Raw genomic sequence first — 17,523 nt, forward strand, 5'->3', positions numbered from 1 at the left:
CAGCTGTGGGAGGGGACTTGCCCCCTCCCACAGTTGGATTGCAGCTCACTCAGCCCTTGGCTTTCTTCTTCGGCACGATCTTGCGCAGCACTCGCCGCGCCAATCCCTTCAGCTTCGATTCTTTCTCCGGCTCCGCCAGGCCTTGCTGCCTGAGCCAATCCTTCCAGCGAATGCGCTCTTCACGCACCAGCCAGCCTTCCTGCTGGGCGAAGCTTTCTGCCAGGTACAAGCCCCGTGTGCTCGCCGGGTACAGCTGGTCTTTTTTTACGGTGTACAGCTCGGGAAGGGGCTGGCCGTCTTTGAGGGGCATCAGGTACAGGTCCGGACGCTTGCGGTCCAGGCGTGCTACCAACTGGTCGCCTTCCAGGCGCTCATCCACGTGGAACAGGCTCAGGGACTTGGCTTCCTTTGGCACTTCCAGGCGCAGGTCGTAGATCAATTGCAGCGACGCCGTGGGCAAATGCACATAGGCCCGTGGGCGTTCGATCAACTGGGTGGTGGCGCAACGCACCGGGCGCGCCGCGCCGGACAGCGGGCTGAGGCGAAACGGCAGCGCTTCGCGGTAATGCAGGGCGGCGGAGTAGGGGGCGGGTAGCCAAGTATCGTTGAAGCGCCCGCCGAGCCAGCCTTCGGGCGTTTCCAGCAGGCATTCTTCGGCAATTTCCTGGATGGCCGTATGCAGCGGCAGGTTCAGTTCATGGGCCGGGACATAGCCGGAGATCAGCTTGAGCACCACGTCGCCACGGTCCTGGCGACGCTGGCGCACCAGCACCCAGTAATCGCGGTTTTGCCAGTGCAGGGTCAGGCGTACCGAGACGCCGAGGTTGGCCAGTTCCAGTGCGAAACGTTCCGGGTCTGCCACCTCCACCGGCTTGCGCCGTTGCAGGGTCTGGGCGAAGTTGAGCGGCATGCCCACGCTCTGGTAGCTCAGGCCTTCGGGGGTGGCTTCGACGTGCAGCGGCAGTGTTTTAAAGTTGCTGGGGTTTTTTCTTATGAGCGTTCGCGGCATGTCGGCTCCTTTTTGCGACGGGGTCGGCCGCGTGGGCGGCATCAGAGTTGACGAATGACCTTGGCAGCGGTCGCCACGTTATGGGCCAGGTGCAGCGGATTAATGGTCCCGACAATAGCACTGGCGACGCCGGTTTGCGCAAACAACAGCATGAAGCTCGCATGTATTGGATCCATTCCAGGCTCAAGGCAAACGTGGCCGCTGGCCAGCGCCTTTTTGACCAGAATGCCTTTGCCATGGGCCGCCGCATATTCAATGACGGCTTTCTCTGTCTGTTCGTTCAGATTGTAAGTGACCATCGCGCAATCACCTTGTTCCAAAGCCTTCACGCCGCCTTCGACGGTTTTGCCGGAGAAGCCGAAGCCGCGAATCTTGCCCTCTTTTTTCAGCTCCGCCAGGGTTTGGTAGACCTCGCAGTCGTTGAGGATGTGCAGGTCGTTGCCATCGGAGTGCACCAGCACCAGGTCGATAAAATCCGTTTCAAGTCGTTTCAAGCTGCGCTCAATGGACAGCCGGGTGTGGGCAGCACTGAAGTCGTGCTGCGAGACGCCGTTTTCGAACTCTTCGCCGACCTTGCTGACGATCACCCAATCCTTGCGCTGGCCGCGTAACAGCGGCCCCAAGCGTTCTTCGCTGCGCCCATAGGCCGGTGCGGTGTCGATCAGGTTGATGCCCAGCTGGCGGGCCTGGCGCAGGAGCATCCGCGCTTGATCGTCATCCGGAATCTGGAAGCCGTTGGGGTATTTCACACCCTGGTCGCGGCCCAGCTTGACGGTGCCCAGGCCCAGCGGCGAGACTAGAATGCCGGTGCTGCCCAAAGGGCGATGCAGGTCGTGCAAGGTGGGTAGGCTCATGGCAGCAGTTGCTCCCAGGCCGGTACGCCGAGGGCGGGTTTAGGCAGCTCCGGCAGTGGCTCGCAGGTGTTCGGGCGGATACCGTCACGTTCCAGGCTGTTGATCACCCGATCGGCGAAGTCTGGCGCCAACGCCAGTTTGGTTGGCCATCCCACCAGCAGGCGACCTTCTTCTGCGACAAAGGCGTTGTCGGGACGGCTCAGGCCTGATTGCAGCGGCTCGGCACGGTCCACGCGCAGAGTGGCCCAGCGGGTCTGGCTCATGTCGATCCAGGGCAGCAATTGTGCGAGTTCTTTCTGGGCGGTGGCGATTTGCTCTTCGGGCGTGCGCGCCACGCCATCGGCCTCGGCAATATCACCGCCCATGTACCACACCCAGTTGCCATCGGCAGCCGGATGGGTGGTCACGGTGATACGCGGCTTGGTGCCGCCGCCCAGGCAATGGGCGTACAGCGGCTTCAGGCCGGGGCCTTTGGCAATGATCATGTGCAACGGGCGCTTTTGCATGGCCGGGTTGCTCAGGCCCAGTGTTGCCAGGAGTTCAGCGGTGCCGCCGCCGGCACTCAGGACGATGCGCTGGGCGCGGATCTCGCGGCCATCGACCTTCAAACCCACCAGTTTGTTGCCTTCATAAAGCGGTTCGATCTGTTGCCCTGCAAGCAAGCCGTCACCGGCCAAGTGCGCGAGGCGGTCGATCAGGCTTGGCACATCCACCACCAACTCGGCCAGGCGATACACCTTGCCTTTGAAACGGCGGTCTTGCAGTGCCGCTGGCAGGTCGTCGCCCTTGACCTGATCGACACGGCCACGCACGGCCTTGCTGGCAAAAAAGCTGGTGAGGTTGCCGGCGATCGTGCCGGGGGACCACAGGTAATGGGCTTCGGACAGCAAGCGCACGCCGGACAGGTCCAGCTCGCCGTTGCCCGCGAGGGCTTCACGCCAGCGGCGCGGCATATCGGCTATCGCTTCGGAGGCGCCGGTAAGGGCGCCGTGCAGGGCGTATTTCGCACCGCCGTGAATGATCCCCTGGGACTTCAGACTTTGCCCGCCACCCAACGTGGCACTTTCCACCACCACCGTGGAAAACCCCTGGCGGCGCAGGCGCGCATTCAGCCAGAGGCCGGCAACTCCGGCGCCGACAATCAGAACGTCGGTGGACATAACGGATGGCATGGGCGACCTCATTTCTAAACAAGGCCGCAAGTATACATTCTCAAACCGTGCACACCGTAGGCGCTGTCGAGCTTTAGCGAGGCTGCGAATGTTGCGCGCTTAATGCCCGGCGGTTTTCGAGAACAACTGGATAACCACCACGCCCAGCACAATCAGGCCCATCCCCAGCATCGCCGGGACATCCAGCTTCTGCCCGTAGATAAACAGCGCCGCGATACTGACCATCACGATGCCCATCCCGGCCCACACGGCGTAGGCCACACCCACCGGCACCGTGCGCACCACCAGCGTCAGCATCCAGAAGGCCACGCCGTAGCCGACGATCACCAGCAGTAACGGGATTGGCGTGCTCCAACCCTTGATGGCTTTCATCGAGACAGTAGCAATCACTTCCGAGCAAATGGCGATAGCCAGGTAATAGTAGGCAGGGTTCATGGCGTCAATCCTCGGTGTGCAGCGCATTGGATAAGGTCGGTATTCTAGAGCTTTGCCAGATGGGGTAAAGTCATTACCTATCCGATTGGGAGATGGGTTGACCATGCAGTGGAATCTGGAACAGATGCGCCTGTTTGTCGACGTCGCCGAGCAGCGTTCGTTTTCGGCCGTGGCGCGTGGGCAGCGCAAGGCGCAATCGGCGGTGAGCAATGCAGTTGCGCTGCTGGAGGCAGACCTGGGCGTGAGCCTGTTTGAGCGTAGCAGTGGCCGCCAGCCGCGCCTGACGGAAGCCGGCAGCGTATTGCTGGAAGAGGCGCGCGAAGTGCTGCGTCAATGTGAGCGGCTCAACGGCCGGGCGTTGTCGCTGACCCGTGGTGAAGAAGCCTGCCTGCGCCTGGCTCAGGACGAGGCGATGCTGTTCCAGCCGGTGCTCGACAGCCTTGAGGCGCTGGCGGTGCAATACCCTTTGCTGGAAGTGCAGCTGTCCAGTGCCGCCCAAGGCGACGTGGCGCGCAAATTGGTGGAGCGCAAGGCGGACCTGGGCCTGTTGTTCTATCACGACCAGATTCCCGAGGCCCTTGAGCGGCGCGTGGTGGGCAGTGTGGAAATGGTCACGGTCTGCGGTGTGAACCACCCGCTGGCCAAGGACGGGTACGTGACGTGCCAGCGCCTGGCCCAGTACCGGCAGCTGCTGATGTCGACGCAGACCAGTGTCTATCCCGGCAGCGAAGCCGCCAGCCCGCTGGTGTGGCGCGCCGACAGTTTCTACGTATTGGCCGAATGGCTGATGAGTGGCCTGGGCTGGGCCTGGCTGCCGCGGCACATCGTGCAATATCCGACTTATCAGCAACAAATGGTTGAGTTGGGCAGCGAGTGGACGCCGCCGGCCCTGGTGGTAGAGCTGGTATGGCGCCGCGATGAGCACCTCGGGCCCGCGGCACGTTTCCTTGCCGAACGTTTTGCCGAGTGCCTGCGGGCGATTGATTGAAAAAGTGGATAAACTCCGCCGCCATGAATAGAACTCTCTACAGCTGTCTGTTTTACCTGGCGCTGCCGTTGGTGGCTTTACGTCTGTGGCTGCGCGCCCGCAAGGCGCCGGCCTACGCCGAGCGCGTGGGCGAGCGCTTCTCTTATGGCTTGCCGGTGATGAAGCCGGGCGGGATCTGGGTGCATGCCGTGTCAGTGGGCGAAAGCATTGCCGCCGCGCCGATGATCCGCGGGCTACTGCAGCGTTATCCAGAGCTGCCGATCACCGTCACCTGCATGACGCCCACCGGCTCCGAGCGGATCCAGGCGTTGTTCGCCAACGAGCCGCGCATCCAGCACTGCTATTTGCCCTACGACTTGCCGTGCGCGGCCAAGCGTTTTCTCGACCGCGTGCAGCCCAGGCTCGCGGTGATCATGGAAACCGAGCTGTGGCCCAACCATATCCACGCCTGCGCTCGGCGCGGCATTCCGGTGGCGTTGGCCAATGCGCGGCTGTCGGCCCGTTCGGCCAAGGGTTATGGACGTTTCGCCAAGCTGACGGCGCCGATGCTGGCGCAAATGAGTTTGTTCGCTGTGCAGACGCACACCGAGGCCCAGCGCTTCTTGAGCCTTGGCGCGCGGCCGGAGACTGTAGAGGTGACCGGTTCAATCAAGTTCGACCTGACCATCGACCCGCAACTGCTGGAGCGAGCGGCCGCATTGCGCGAGCAATGGGGCGCCAGCGAGCGTCCGGTGTGGATCGCCGCCAGTACTCACGAAGGTGAAGATGAAGTGGTGTTGGCCGCGCATCGTCAGTTGCTCGCCAGCTATCCCAATGCATTACTGATTCTGGTGCCGCGTCATCAAGAGCGTTTTGGTCCGATGTTCGAGCTGTGCAAGCAGCAAGGGTTTGCCACGGTGCGCCGTTCCACCGGCGAGCCCGTCAGTGCACACACCTCAGTGTTGCTCGGCGACACCATGGGCGAGTTGCTGTTTCTCTACGCCCTGGCCGACAGCGCCTTCGTCGGCGGCAGCCTGGTGGCGACCGGCGGGCACAATCCGCTGGAGCCGGCGGCGCTGGCGAAGCCGGTGATCATGGGGCCGCATGTATTCAACTTCCTCGAAATCACCGCGATGATGCGCGAAGCGGGTGCGTTGCGTGAGGTGGATGACGCGCAAGGGTTGGCCGAAGCCGTGCGGCAGCTGTTCGAACTGCCGCAGGATGCGCACCGGATGGCGCAGGCGGGGCTCAAGGTGATGCAGGCCAACCAGGGCGCGCTGAAGCGCTTGCTGGATGGGTTGGCCAGACTGATCACTCACTGACTCAACAATGATCCAAGTGTGTTTAATAACCCGGTCGGGCCTTGAGTTGCTCGGCGGCTGCCTTGGCCAGGTCCGGCGGCAGGAAGTCTTTATCCGGGTTGTAGTCCGCCTTCAGGTAACGCGCCAGGTCCTGCAAATCCCCTGGGTTCAAGGTCCCCGCCGCCTGCTTCAGGCGCAGGTTGTCGAGGATGTAGTCGTAGCGGCTGTTGTTGTAGTTGCGCACCGACGAGTAGAGCTGGCGCTGTGAATCGAGCACGTCGACGATATTGCGCGTACCCACCTGGTAACCGATTTCCGTGGCTTCCACCGCGCTCTGGTTGGAGATGATCGACTGGCGGCGCGCCTGTACCTGTTCCACATCGGTGTTCACGGCGCGGTGCAGGTTGCGCGTATTTTCCACTACCTGTCGGCGCAAGCCTTCGCGTTGCTGCTCGGTCTGGCCCAGGCGCGAGTACGACTCACGCACTTGCGAGCTGGTCAGGCCGCCGCTGTACAGCGGGATGCTCAGGCGCAGGCCGATGGTGCGCTGCTCGACATCACCGCGATACGGCGTACCGAAGGCATTTGGGTTGCTGAAGCCGAGGGCGTCGTTATCGCCTTTTTCGTACTGCGCCACCGCATCCAGGGTCGGCGCGTGGCCAGCCTTGCGCTGCTTGAGGGTTTCTTCGGCAGCGGTGACGGCGTAGTTGCTGGCCAGCAGGTTCAGGTTCTGGCGGCCGGCGGTTTCGACCCACGCCTTGGCGTCGTTCGGCAGCGGCGGCAACACCGGCAACGTGTGCACGATGCCCTGGATCGAGTTGTACTGGCGGTTGGTCAAGGTGATCAGCGCTTCAAAGGCGTCATCCACCTGGCGCTGGGCCAGGATGCGGTTGGCGCGAGCGGTATCGTAGCTGGCTTGGGATTGCAGCACGTCGGTCTTGTCCGACAGGCCCACATCGAAGCGCTCGTTGGACTGGTCCAGTTGGCGCTTGAAGGCGTTCTCTTCGGCCTTGGTGGAGGCCAGGTTGTCCTGGGCGCGCAGCACGGCGAAATAGCTCTCTGCGCTTTGCAGGATCAGGTTCTGTTCCGTGGCTGACAGTTGCAATGCGGCCTGCTCGTTGACGGCCTCGGCGGCTTGCAGCTGGAACCAGCGGTCGGCGCGGAACAGCGGCTGGCTCAGGGTTGCGCGCCAGGAATGGGCGTCGCGGTTGGCGGTGGCCGCTGGCGTGTCGATCTGGGTGCGCACGTTGTTGATATCGGCACCGGCCGACAAGTTCGGCAGCAACCCGGCGCGTGCCTGGGGCACCACTTCTTTTTGCGCGCCGTATTGGGCGCGGGCGGCAGCCAGGTCGGCGTTGTTATCCACCGCTTCCTGATAGACGCTGACCAGATCGGTTCTGGCAGACAAGGGCGCTTCTGCTGCCCAGACCATTGCGTTGGTCGCACAAGACACGGCAACAGCCAGTGAAAGTTTGCGCAGCATGAGGCGATCCCTAGTGTGAATATTACGGTGATAATTTAGCGCCCAAGGCTACGGCTGGCCATTCCTGGCGTCAAGCCTTGAGGCAGCACCCGAGTGTAGTGGTGCGACCCCGGCACAACAATCCTGCAATTGCGCCATTCATCACGCTGAATGCTCCACTGTTGGCAATTTGCCCACGGCATGGTCTAGACTGGCCGCGTTCTTGTCGGGGTGCCTTGTTGGAAGGCTGAGATCGGTAAATACCGGATCCCGTTGAACCTGATCAGGTTAGCGCCTGCGTAGGGAACAAGATTTCTCGTCACCCGGCGAGTCCTCTTGTGCTTCGTCCGGGATGCTGTTCGACAATCGAACAGTCCTCGTGCGCCAAGCACAGCACTGGTTTCAGTGCGTCCATCCGTCACAGGTTCGCTCCGACAAAAATCCACCGCCTGGATAGTTGGAGAGCCCGTGATGACGACAAAACTAAAAAACACTGTGCATTTAAGTGAATCGGCCAAGGTCGACTCCGGCTCTGTGCAGCCGTTTACCCGCTCGCAAAAAATCTACGTGCAGGGCACTCGCCCGGACATTCGTGTGCCGATGCGTGAGATCAGCCTGGACGTGACCCCCACCGATTTCGGCGGTGAAATCAACGCCCCCGTGGTGGTCTATGACACCTCCGGGCCGTACACCGACCCCAATGTGATCATCGACGTGCGCAAAGGCCTGGGCGATGTGCGCTCGCCGTGGATTGAAGTGCGCGGCGACACCGAGCGCCTGTCCGGCCTGAGCTCGCACTTCGGCCAGCAACGGCTCAGCGACGCCGAACTGACCGCATTGCGCTTTGCCCACGTGAAGAACCCGCGCCGCGCCAAGGCCGGTGCCAACGTCACCCAGATGCACTACGCACGCAAAGGCATCATCACCGCCGAGATGGAATACGTCGCCATCCGCGAAAACATGAAGCTTGAAGAGGCCCGCGCCAGTGGCCTGCTGGACCAGCAACACGCTGGCCACAGCTTCGGCGCCAGCGTGCCGAAAATCATTACCCCCGAGTTTGTGCGCGAAGAAATCGCCCGTGGCCGCGCAATCATCCCGGCCAACATCAATCACACCGAGTTGGAGCCGATGATCATCGGTCGCAACTTCCTGGTGAAGATCAACGGCAACATCGGCAACAGCGCCCTGGGTTCGTCCATCGAAGAAGAAGTGGCGAAACTCACCTGGGGCATTCGCTGGGGGTCGGACACCGTGATGGACCTGTCCACCGGCAAGCACATCCACGAAACCCGCGAGTGGATCATCCGCAACTCGCCCGTGCCCATCGGCACCGTGCCGATCTACCAGGCCCTGGAAAAAGTCGGTGGCGCCGCCGAAGACCTGACCTGGGAGCTGTTCCGCGACACCCTGATCGAACAGGCCGAGCAGGGCGTCGACTACTTCACCATCCACGCCGGCGTTTTGCTGCGCTACGTGCCGCTGACTGCCAAGCGCGTCACCGGCATCGTGTCCCGTGGCGGTTCGATCATGGCCAAGTGGTGCCTGGCGCACCATAAAGAGAACTTCACCTACACGCATTTCGACGAAATCTGCGAAATCATGAAGGCCTATGACGTCAGCTTCTCCCTCGGCGACGGCCTGCGCCCTGGCTCGATTGCCGACGCCAATGACGCCGCGCAGTTCGGCGAACTGGAAACCCTCGGTGAACTGACCAAGACCGCCTGGAAGCACGACGTGCAAACCATGATCGAAGGCCCCGGCCACGTGCCGATGCAGTTGATCAAGGAGAACATGGACAAGCAGCTTGAATGCTGCGACGAGGCGCCGTTCTACACCCTCGGCCCGTTGACCACCGACATCGCGCCGGGTTACGACCACATCACCTCCGGTATCGGTGCGGCGATGATCGGCTGGTTCGGCTGCGCCATGCTGTGCTACGTCACGCCCAAGGAGCACCTGGGCCTGCCGAACAAGGATGACGTGAAGACCGGGATCATCACCTACAAGATCGCGGCCCACGCGGCAGACTTGGCAAAAGGTCATCCGGGCGCGCAGATCCGCGACAACGCCTTGAGCAAGGCGCGCTTCGAGTTCCGCTGGGAAGACCAGTTCAACCTCGGCCTGGACCCGGACACCGCACGTTCCTATCACGACGAAACCCTGCCGAAGGACTCGGCCAAGGTCGCGCATTTCTGCTCGATGTGCGGGCCGAAATTCTGCTCGATGAAAATCACCCAGGAAGTGCGTGAATACGCGGCCAACCAGCGCATTGACGCGGTGGATGTGGATGTGGCCAAGGGGCTGGCGGAGCAGGCGGAGCGGTTCAAGCAGGAGGGGAGTCAGCTGTACAAGAAGGTCTGAACCGGGGTTGGCGGTAACTGTGCCGGCCTCATCGGGGGCAAGCCCCCTCCCACATTTGAAGTGTGAACACTTTCAAAACTGTGGGAGGGGGCTTGCCCCCGATTGCTATCTCCCAAACAACAAATGTTCTTCAGAGATAAAACCCTTGAGCATTCAACCCAGCACCTATTCCCCCGACATCGCGGTGCCTGCTGACAAAAGAGTCTTCGGCGCCCGCGACCTGTTCTCCCTGTGGTTCTCCCTTGGCATCGGCCTGATGGTCCTGCAAACCGGCGCGTTGCTCGCTCCGGGCCTGGGCCTTAGCGGTTCATTGTTGGCCATCTTTCTCGGCACCCTGGTCGGCGTGCTCTTGCTGGCCGCCGTCGGCGTGATCGGCAGCGATACCGGCCTGTCCGCCATGGCCGCGCTCAAGCTCAGCCTCGGCGCCAAGGGCGCAAGCCTGCCGGCGTTGCTGAACCTGCTGCAACTGATCGGCTGGGGCTCGTTCGAAATCATCGTGATGCGCGATGCCGCCAGCCTGCTGGGCACGCGGGCATTCAGCGAGGGCAGCCTGTTAGCCAGTCCTGTGTTGTGGACGCTGTTTTTTGGCGGCCTGGCGACCTTGCTGGCAGTCAGCGGTCCATTGACCTTTGTGCGCCAGATCCTGCGCAAATGGGGCATCTGGCTGCTGCTCGCCGCCTGCGTGTGGCTGACCTGGAACCTGTTTGCCAAGGCCGACCTGGCCGCGTTATGGGCTCAGGCCGGTGACGGTTCGCTGCCATTTGCGGTGGGCTTTGATATTGCCATCGCCATGCCGCTGTCGTGGCTGCCGCTGATTGCCGATTACTCCCGTTTCGGCAAGCGCGCCAAAAGTGTCTTCGGCGGCACCGCGCTGGGATTCTTTATCGGTAATTTCTGGCTGATGAGCCTGGGCGTGGCCTATACCCTGGCGTTCGCGCCAAGCGGCGAAGTGAACGCGCTGCTCCTGGCGTTGGCGGGTGCGGGCCTGGGGATTCCGCTGTTGCTGATCCTGTTGGATGAGTCGGAAAACGCCTTTGCCGATATTCACTCGGCGGCGGTGTCCAGCGGGATTTTGTTGCGCTTGAAAGTCGAGCACCTGGCATTGGCTATCGGGGTGATCTGCACCTTGATCGCCTGTTTTGCGCCGTTGGCCCAGTACCAGAACTTCTTGCTGTTGATCGGCTCGGTGTTCGCGCCGTTGTTCGGCGTGGTGTTGGTGGATCATTTCCTCCTGCGCCGTCGTGGCCAGGGTGTGGTCACCAGCCTGCGTTGGTCGGCGTTGCTGGCCTGGCTGGGTGGCATCGCCACTTACCACCTGTTGGCGAATCTGTACCCGGATGTCGGCGCAACCCTGCCGGCGCTGGTGCTGGCAGGGTTGCTGCAGTTCATCCTGGGTCGCGCCTTCAGCGGCGCGCAGGCACCAGCTCAGGCTTGAGGATGCCTTCCAGGCGCGAGTAGGGAATCTGCAACTCGACATGGCCCAAGGCATACGGCGCGATGGTGGTGGTGGGGTACTTGAGGACCACGCCACCATAGGTCAGCGCCACGTTCGGGGTTTTCTGGAAGGGGTAGGTTTTCACGAACTCCGGTTCCAGGCTCAGGCGGGTGCTGATCAGCCAACTGTTGTGCGCCACCTGGGCGGCTTTCCAGAAGCCGTCTTCCTTGCCCGGCAGTAGCATATCGGTGAGCGACAGCGCTTTTTGCTGCTGGCGCGAATAGTTGATGAACGCACGGCCCGGCTCGCCATGGGTGGCGCCCTGATCCAGGTAGCTGGACAGTTCGATAATCACCAAGCCGTCATGCTGCTCCCGTACCTTGGCCTGCAAATACATGCTGTTGCTGGGCGCCGCGGTTTTCAGGAATTGCTCGCGATAGCTCTCAAGGCTGGTCGGCAGCGGGTTGGCGCCGGTCATTTCCAGCAGGCGCTGTTCAATCAAGGCGTCGAGCTTGGGGTCTTTGGCAAAGTGCACGGTGTCGATATTCACCAACGCGCAATCGGCGCTGGCACAGCCCGGCCGGGTTTGTTCGGTGGTGTCGCGGGTGGCTTCCAGCGGGGTGCGCCAGTTGGGTTGGAACAGGCTTTGGCAGGCGCCGAGGGTCAAGGCGATGCAGGCCACGGAGGCGATTTTTAAAAGCGACATGGATGTCCTTCGTCTATCGATAGGAGCGAAATTGTGCAGCTTCGACTACCTGCAAGGCAGTCAGTTCGCCACTAAGCTGATTAGAGTGAGTTTGACCGCCGCCGTCTATCCCGGCAACCGGAAAGGGGCTGCATCCTAGGGCGCGAGCGCGTTAGGATGGCGCGAATTGCTCAGGCATAACGAGGAAAGGATATGACGGACACAGCAAAATCGACGCCGAGCACCATCGAAATTGTTCAGCGCGACATTGCCTACAAGGGCTTCTATCAGCTTGATCGTGTGCAACTGCGCCACGAAAAGTTCGATGGCGGCATGAGTCGTGTAATCAACCGCGAAGTTTTCGTCCGTCACGACGCGGTGTGTGTCCTGCCGTACGACCCGCAGCGCGATGAAGTGGTATTGATCGAGCAGTTCCGAGTAGGCGCCATGGGCCGCAGCAACAACCCTTGGCTGGTGGAAATGGTCGCGGGGCTGATCGACAAGGATGAAGAGCCAGAGGAGGTTGCACACCGCGAAGCCGAGGAGGAAGCTGGGCTGACGTTCTCCGCGCTGTGGCCGATCACCAAGTATTTCCCGTCGCCCGGTGGCAGTACCGAGTTTGTGCATTTGTACCTGGGCCGTTGCGAGAGCGTCGGTGCCGGTGGTGTCCATGGACTGGAAGAAGAGGCAGAAGATATCCGCGTCACCGTCTGGGCCTTCGAAGATGCCCTGCAAGCGGTACGCGACGGTAAGATTTCCAACGCAGCCAGCATTATCGCCCTGCAATGGCTTGCGCTTAATCGCGCGGAAGTGAGGGGGTTATGGCAGTAAAGGCGCGGGAACGTTATCGAGTCGACCTGATCGGGCTGCAAGCCGCCTGCGAAGCCAACTATGCGCGGCTGATGCGCCTGTTGCCCGACATGCGCCACGCCCCCGAGGCGCGGCGTATCGGCGTTACCCATGGCGACCAGATGCTCGGCGTGCTGGCCCTGGAAGTCATCGTCAACTGCCCATACACCACCACCCTGCGCGTGCGCCAGGAGCACAGCCTGCCTTGGCTGCCGGTGCCGCAACTGGAAGTGCAGGTCTACCACGACGCCCGTATGGCGGAAGTGATCAGCGCCGAACATGCACGACGCTTTCGCAGCATCTATCCTTACCCCAACGTGTTCATGCACCAGCCCGATGAGAAAGCGCAGCTCAATGTGTTCCTCGGTGAGTGGTTGAGCCATTGCCTGGCCCTGGGCCATGAGTTTGAGGTTGTGCGGTAGATGTGAACTGCGTCTGCTTCCCCGGGTTTCCTCTTTGCGTTCTGCCCCAGCATAATCGCCCCAATTGTCCATTCCTGTGATTGCCTTGGGAGAGCGCCTTGCCGAGCGTATCCACCGTGAACCCCGATGCACCGGTATTGCTGGTGCAACTGTCCGACAGTCATTTGTTTGCCGAGGCCGACGCTGTGCTGTTGGGCATGAATACCCGTGACAGCCTGCAAGGCGTCATCGAATTGGTGCGCGCGCAGCAGCCGCACATCGATTTGGTGTTGGCCACGGGGGACCTGTCACAGGACGGCACGCTGGAGTCGTACCAGCAGTTTCGTGACATGACCCGGCAGATCGATGCCCCGGCGCGCTGGATTCCCGGTAATCATGACGAACCGCAAATCATGGCCCACGCCGCCGTGCACAGCGATTTATTGGAGCCGGTGGTGGATGTGGGCAACTGGCGGGTCATCCTGCTGGACTCCGCCGTACCCGGTTCCGTGCCGGGTTACCTGCAAGACCAACAACTGCAACTACTGGCTCAGGCTCTGAGCGAAGCGCCAAACCGTCACCATCTGGTGTGCTTTCACCATCACCCGGTGTCCATCGGCTGTGCCTGGATGGAGCCCATCGGCCTGCGCAACCCCGAGGCGCTGTTTGCCGTGCTGGACCGCTTCCCCCAGGTCAAGGCCGTGCTCTGGGGTCATGTGCATCAGGAAATCGACCGTGAGCGCAACGGCGTGCGCCTGCTGGCGTCGCCATCCACTTGCATCCAGTTCGCACCGGGCAGCGAGGACTTCAAAGTCAGTGAGCAGGCGCCGGGCTATCGTTGGCTGCGCTTGCATGCCGACGGACGGTTGGAAACTGGTGTAGAGCGGCTGGCCGGCTTCGCGTTTATGGTGGATTACGGTAGCAACGGCTACTGAGATTTACCTGTAAACTGCGCCCTTTTGGCGCAAGCGCGGAGAGCCCGGTATGTCTGCTTCGATCCTGTATATCCACGGTTTCAACAGTGCGCCGGCGTCCAACAAGGCCAGCCAGCTCATCACCGTGATGGACAGCCTCGGCCTGGCCGACCAACTGCGTGTGCCGGCCCTGCATCACCACCCGCGTCAGGCCATTCCTCAGTTGGAGGAGGCCATTGTCCAACTGGGGCGGCCACTGCTGGTCGGCAGCTCACTCGGCGGCTACTATGCAACCCATCTTGCCGAGCGCCATGGCCTCAAGGCGCTGCTGGTCAACCCGGCGGTGAGCCCCCATCGGATGTTCGACGGTTACCTGGGCACCCAGAAGAACCTCTACACCGATGAAACCTGGGAATTGACCCACGACCACGTCACGGCGCTGGCCGAGCTGGAAGTGCCGGCGCCCCAGAACGCGGCGCGTTACCAGGTGTGGTTGCAGACCGGGGATGAAACCCTGGATTATCGCCTCGCCCAGCAGTATTACCGGGCCTGTGCCTTGCGCATCCAGGCCGGTGGCGACCATGGTTACCAAGGGTTCGCCCAGCAATTGCCGGCGCTGCTCAGCTTTGCCGGCATTGGCGCAGATCAGTATCAATCCTTCGATTTTTCGGCACTGTAATTGCCTTGGAAACCGCAGGTTACTTTTTAATCGAACGACTCACGACGAGACCCCATGGCCACTCCCAGCGCTAGCTCTTATAACGCCGACGCCATCGAAGTCCTCTCGGGCCTCGACCCGGTGCGCAAACGCCCCGGCATGTACACCGACACCAGTCGGCCGAACCACCTTGCCCAGGAAGTCATCGACAACAGCGTCGACGAAGCCTTGGCCGGGCACGCCAAGTCGGTGCACGTCATTCTCCACGCTGACCATTCCCTGGAAGTGTCCGACGATGGTCGCGGCATGCCGGTGGACATTCACCCGGAAGAGGGCGTGTCGGGCGTCGAGCTGATCCTCACCAAGCTGCACGCAGGCGGCAAGTTCTCCAACAAGAACTACCAGTTCTCCGGTGGCTTGCACGGTGTGGGTATTTCCGTGGTCAACGCCCTGTCGACGCTGGTGCGGGTCAAGGTCAAGCGCGATGGCAACGAGTACCAGATGACCTTCGCCGATGGCTACAAAGCCACCGACCTGGAAGTGATCGGCACCGTGGGCAAACGCAACACCGGCACCAGCGTGTACTTTGCGCCGGACCCGAAATACTTCGATTCGCCGAAGTTCTCCATCAGCCGCCTCAAGCATGTGCTCAAGGCCAAGGCCGTGTTGTGCCCGGGCCTGCTGGTGATCTTTGAAGACAAAGGCACCGGCGAGAAGGTCGAATGGCACTTTGAGGACGGCCTGCGCTCCTACCTGGAAGATTCCGTCAGCGACTTCGAACGCCTGCCAAACGAGCCGTTCTGCGGCAGCCTGGCCGGTAATAAAGAAGCGGTCGACTGGGCGCTGCTGTGGTTGCCCGAGGGCGGCGACAGTGTGCAGGAAAGCTACGTCAACCTGATCCCCACCGCCCAGGGCGGCACCCACGTCAATGGTTTGCGCCAGGGGCTGCTGGATGCCATGCGCGAATTCTGCGAATACCGCAGCCTGCTGCCGCGTGGTGTGAAGCTGGCGCCGGAAGACGTGTGGGAGCGCATCGCGTTCGTGCTGTCGATGAAGATGCAGGAGCCACAGTTCTCCGGGCAGACCAAAGAGCGTCTGTCGTCCCGTGAGGCGGCAGCATTTGTCTCCGGTGTGGTCAAGGACGCCTTTAGCCTGTGGCTCAACGAGCATCCTGAGCTGGGCCTGGCCCTGGCCGAACTGGCGATCAACAACGCCGGCCGTCGCCTCAAGGCCAGCAAGAAGGTCGAGCGCAAGCGCATCACCCAGGGTCCGGCATTGCCCGGCAAACTGGCCGATTGCGCCGGGCAGGATCCGATGCGTTCCGAGCTGTTCCTGGTGGAAGGTGATTCCGCCGGCGGTTCCGCCAAGCAAGCGCGGGACAAGGAATTCCAGGCGATCCTGCCGTTGCGCGGCAAGATCCTCAACACCTGGGAAGTCGACGGCAGTGAAGTCCTGGCCAGCCAGGAAGTGCACAACATCGCCGTGGCCATTGGTGTCGATCCAGGTTCGGCGGATATCGCCCAACTGCGCTACGGCAAGATCTGCATCCTCGCCGACGCCGACTCCGACGGCCTGCACATCGCTACATTGCTCTGTGCGCTGTTCGTACAGCACTTCCGCCCGCTGGTGGATGCCGGTCACGTCTACGTCGCCATGCCGCCGCTGTATCGCATTGACCTGGGCAAGGAGATTTTCTATGCCCTGGACGAAGCCGAGCGCGACGGCATCCTCGACCGCCTGGTTGCCGAGAAGAAGCGCGGCAAGCCACAGGTCACGCGATTCAAGGGCCTGGGCGAAATGAACCCGCCGCAATTGCGTGAAACCACCATGGATCCGAACACCCGACGCCTGGTGCAGTTGACCCTGGAAGACTACGCCGGCACTTCGGAAATGATGGATATGCTGCTGGCGAAGAAGCGTGCGCCGGATCGTAAGGCGTGGCTGGAATCCAAAGGCAACCTGGCCGAGGTGCTGGGCTGATGCGCACAGGCGTCGCCCTGGCGATCCTGATGTTGAGCGGGCTGGCGGCCACCCCGGTGGTGGCTGCGCCCGTGGCAGAGCTCAAGCTCGTGTCCGAGCACCCGGTGGACGGCATGCGCGGCGGCAACCTGTCGGGGCTGGCTATGTGCGGCAAGGAGTTGTGGACGGTTTCCGACCGTGACGACGACCAGATCTACCGCCTGGATATCAGCGCGCCGACCTGGCAGGCCGAAACGCTGAAAATCGATGTCCCGCCTGTGCCGGAATCCGGCCTGCCGTGGGGGCTGCGTTCGCGCACCAAGGCTGCTTCGTTCATTCGCGGTGGCGACCTGGATTTTGAAGGAATCAGCTGCGATGCCGCCGGTAATCGCTACATCGTCAGTGAAGCCCATGCGGCGGTGCTGCAGGTGCCGGTCACGGGCGCGCCTGAATGGCTGAAGATTGCCCCAGGCATGGTGCGTGAAGCGCGGGCCAGTGGCATGTTGCTGCACTTCAATGCCTTGTTCGAAGGCTTGGCGGTGAACCCGCAAGGCAATCAGATCTGGTTGGCGGCGGAGCGCGAGCGGCGCGGCTTGATTTCCATCAAGCGCCCGCAAAGCCTGTGGGATTGTGACGGCGCGTGCGTGTTGTTGAGTGAGGCCGGCCAGGAAGTACAGCCGGCCAAGTTCACCGACGCCAAGGCTGTGTCCAAGGATTTCGCTGATCTTTCCCTGTTCAACGGCAAGCTGTTCACCCTGGAGCGCAACGCGTTCCAGATTTGCCGCCGCGATGCGGTCACGGCCAAGGTTGAGCTGTGCTGGTCGTTTGCCGACGAAACCCTGACGCCCGAGCGGCGTTACGCCCAGCCCTATGGCCTGGCTGAAGCCCTGGTGGTGGACGCTGAGGGCGCATGGCTGGGTATCGACAACAACTTCGGCCCCCGCGCCGATGGTGAAAAACGCCCGGTGGTCTATCGTTTTGCCGCCCCGGTCGGCGGCTGGAGTGCCCAGCCGTGAATGATCAAACACTTGAATTGACCCGGCGCAGCGGCATTTCCGCTG

General features: G+C 62.0%; 16 protein-coding genes and 1 riboswitch. Of the genes, 10 read left to right on the forward strand and 6 right to left on the reverse strand.

The features are described from left to right. Positions 1–49: 49 nt before the first annotated feature. The 4 genes from EJD88_RS22765 to EJD88_RS22780 all read right to left on the reverse strand — a co-directional run bounded on the left by EJD88_RS22765 (position 50) and on the right by EJD88_RS22780 (position 3,470). On the reverse strand, positions 50–1,009 hold the full coding sequence (locus EJD88_RS22765) for a metal ABC transporter ATPase (RefSeq protein WP_099583705.1): 960 nt from the start codon (positions 1,007–1,009) through the stop codon (positions 50–52). 41 nt (positions 1,010–1,050) lie between these two features. Beyond that, complete coding sequence (locus tag EJD88_RS22770; protein ID WP_099583704.1) at positions 1,051–1,863, reverse strand: aldo/keto reductase; 813 nt, start codon at positions 1,861–1,863, stop codon at positions 1,051–1,053. Next, the gene (locus tag EJD88_RS22775) at positions 1,860–3,035 is read right to left on the reverse strand and encodes an FAD-binding oxidoreductase (protein WP_158879100.1); all 1,176 of its coding nucleotides are present in this window, start codon (positions 3,033–3,035) and stop codon (positions 1,860–1,862) included. Before EJD88_RS22775 ends, EJD88_RS22770 begins: the two co-directional genes overlap by 4 nt. Positions 3,036–3,134: 99 nt before the next feature. Beyond that, positions 3,135–3,470, reverse strand: coding sequence for a multidrug efflux SMR transporter (locus EJD88_RS22780; RefSeq protein WP_003236297.1), 336 nt, complete (start codon positions 3,468–3,470; stop codon positions 3,135–3,137). Between the two features lie 97 nt (positions 3,471–3,567). On the opposite strand from EJD88_RS22780, the gene EJD88_RS22785 reads away from it, so the two are divergent. Both EJD88_RS22785 and waaA read left to right on the forward strand, forming a co-directional pair. Beyond that, positions 3,568–4,458, forward strand: a complete 891-nt coding sequence (locus EJD88_RS22785; protein ID WP_158879101.1) for a LysR family transcriptional regulator — start codon at positions 3,568–3,570, stop codon at positions 4,456–4,458. Positions 4,459–4,481: 23 nt separating this feature from the next. Continuing rightward, a complete protein-coding gene (waaA, locus tag EJD88_RS22790) occupies positions 4,482–5,759 on the forward strand; it encodes a lipid IV(A) 3-deoxy-D-manno-octulosonic acid transferase (protein ID WP_158879102.1) in 1,278 nt (425 codons plus the stop codon). Between the two features lie 22 nt (positions 5,760–5,781). Here the strand turns inward: waaA and EJD88_RS22795 are convergent, their stop codons facing one another. Beyond that, on the reverse strand, positions 5,782–7,221 hold the full coding sequence (locus EJD88_RS22795; protein WP_158879103.1) for a TolC family outer membrane protein: 1,440 nt from the start codon (positions 7,219–7,221) through the stop codon (positions 5,782–5,784). Between the two features lie 196 nt (positions 7,222–7,417). Further along, positions 7,418–7,523: riboswitch (TPP riboswitch) on the forward strand. A 148-nt stretch (positions 7,524–7,671) separates the two neighbouring features. Here EJD88_RS22795 and thiC point away from each other — a divergent pair. Together thiC and cytX are read left to right on the forward strand one after the other, a co-directional pair. Continuing rightward, positions 7,672–9,561 (forward strand): phosphomethylpyrimidine synthase ThiC, encoded by a 1,890-nt coding sequence (gene thiC / locus EJD88_RS22800; RefSeq protein WP_099583699.1) that lies wholly within the window; start codon positions 7,672–7,674, stop codon positions 9,559–9,561. Between the two features lie 145 nt (positions 9,562–9,706). Further along, complete coding sequence (gene cytX / locus EJD88_RS22805; protein ID WP_158879104.1) at positions 9,707–10,996, forward strand: putative hydroxymethylpyrimidine transporter CytX; 1,290 nt, start codon at positions 9,707–9,709, stop codon at positions 10,994–10,996. On the opposite strand, the gene EJD88_RS22810 is transcribed toward cytX, so the two are convergent. After that, positions 10,965–11,702 carry an RsiV family protein gene (locus EJD88_RS22810; protein ID WP_158879105.1) on the reverse strand — a complete coding sequence of 246 codons (738 nt, stop codon included), beginning with the start codon at positions 11,700–11,702 and terminating at the stop codon, positions 10,965–10,967. The genes cytX and EJD88_RS22810 overlap by 32 nt on opposite strands. Positions 11,703–11,894: 192 nt before the next feature. Here EJD88_RS22810 and EJD88_RS22815 point away from each other — a divergent pair, with 192 nt between their 5' ends. The 6 genes from EJD88_RS22815 (at position 11,895) to EJD88_RS22840 (ending at position 17,478) form a co-directional block, all read left to right on the forward strand. Further along, on the forward strand, positions 11,895–12,512 hold the full coding sequence (locus EJD88_RS22815) for an NUDIX domain-containing protein (RefSeq protein WP_158879106.1): 618 nt from the start codon (positions 11,895–11,897) through the stop codon (positions 12,510–12,512). Further along, complete coding sequence (locus tag EJD88_RS22820) at positions 12,503–12,952, forward strand: DUF1249 domain-containing protein (protein ID WP_003171323.1); 450 nt, start codon at positions 12,503–12,505, stop codon at positions 12,950–12,952. The genes EJD88_RS22815 and EJD88_RS22820 overlap by 10 nt, the downstream gene beginning before the upstream one ends. 98 nt (positions 12,953–13,050) lie before the next feature. Then, positions 13,051–13,866, forward strand: a complete 816-nt coding sequence (gene cpdA, locus EJD88_RS22825) for a 3',5'-cyclic-AMP phosphodiesterase (protein ID WP_158879107.1) — start codon at positions 13,051–13,053, stop codon at positions 13,864–13,866. 49 nt (positions 13,867–13,915) lie between these two features. Then, positions 13,916–14,524 (forward strand): YqiA/YcfP family alpha/beta fold hydrolase, encoded by a 609-nt coding sequence (locus tag EJD88_RS22830; protein WP_158879108.1) that lies wholly within the window; start codon positions 13,916–13,918, stop codon positions 14,522–14,524. A 54-nt stretch (positions 14,525–14,578) separates the two neighbouring features. Further along, positions 14,579–16,483, forward strand: coding sequence for a DNA topoisomerase IV subunit B (parE, locus tag EJD88_RS22835; RefSeq protein ID WP_158879109.1), 1,905 nt, complete (start codon positions 14,579–14,581; stop codon positions 16,481–16,483). Then, on the forward strand, positions 16,483–17,478 hold the full coding sequence (locus EJD88_RS22840; protein ID WP_099583692.1) for an esterase-like activity of phytase family protein: 996 nt from the start codon (positions 16,483–16,485) through the stop codon (positions 17,476–17,478). The genes parE and EJD88_RS22840 overlap by 1 nt, the downstream gene beginning before the upstream one ends. Positions 17,479–17,523 lie beyond the last annotated feature (45 nt).

This window comes from Pseudomonas sp. PB105, assembly GCF_009764655.1.
GTDB lineage: Bacteria > Pseudomonadota > Gammaproteobacteria > Pseudomonadales > Pseudomonadaceae > Aquipseudomonas > Aquipseudomonas cyclaminis.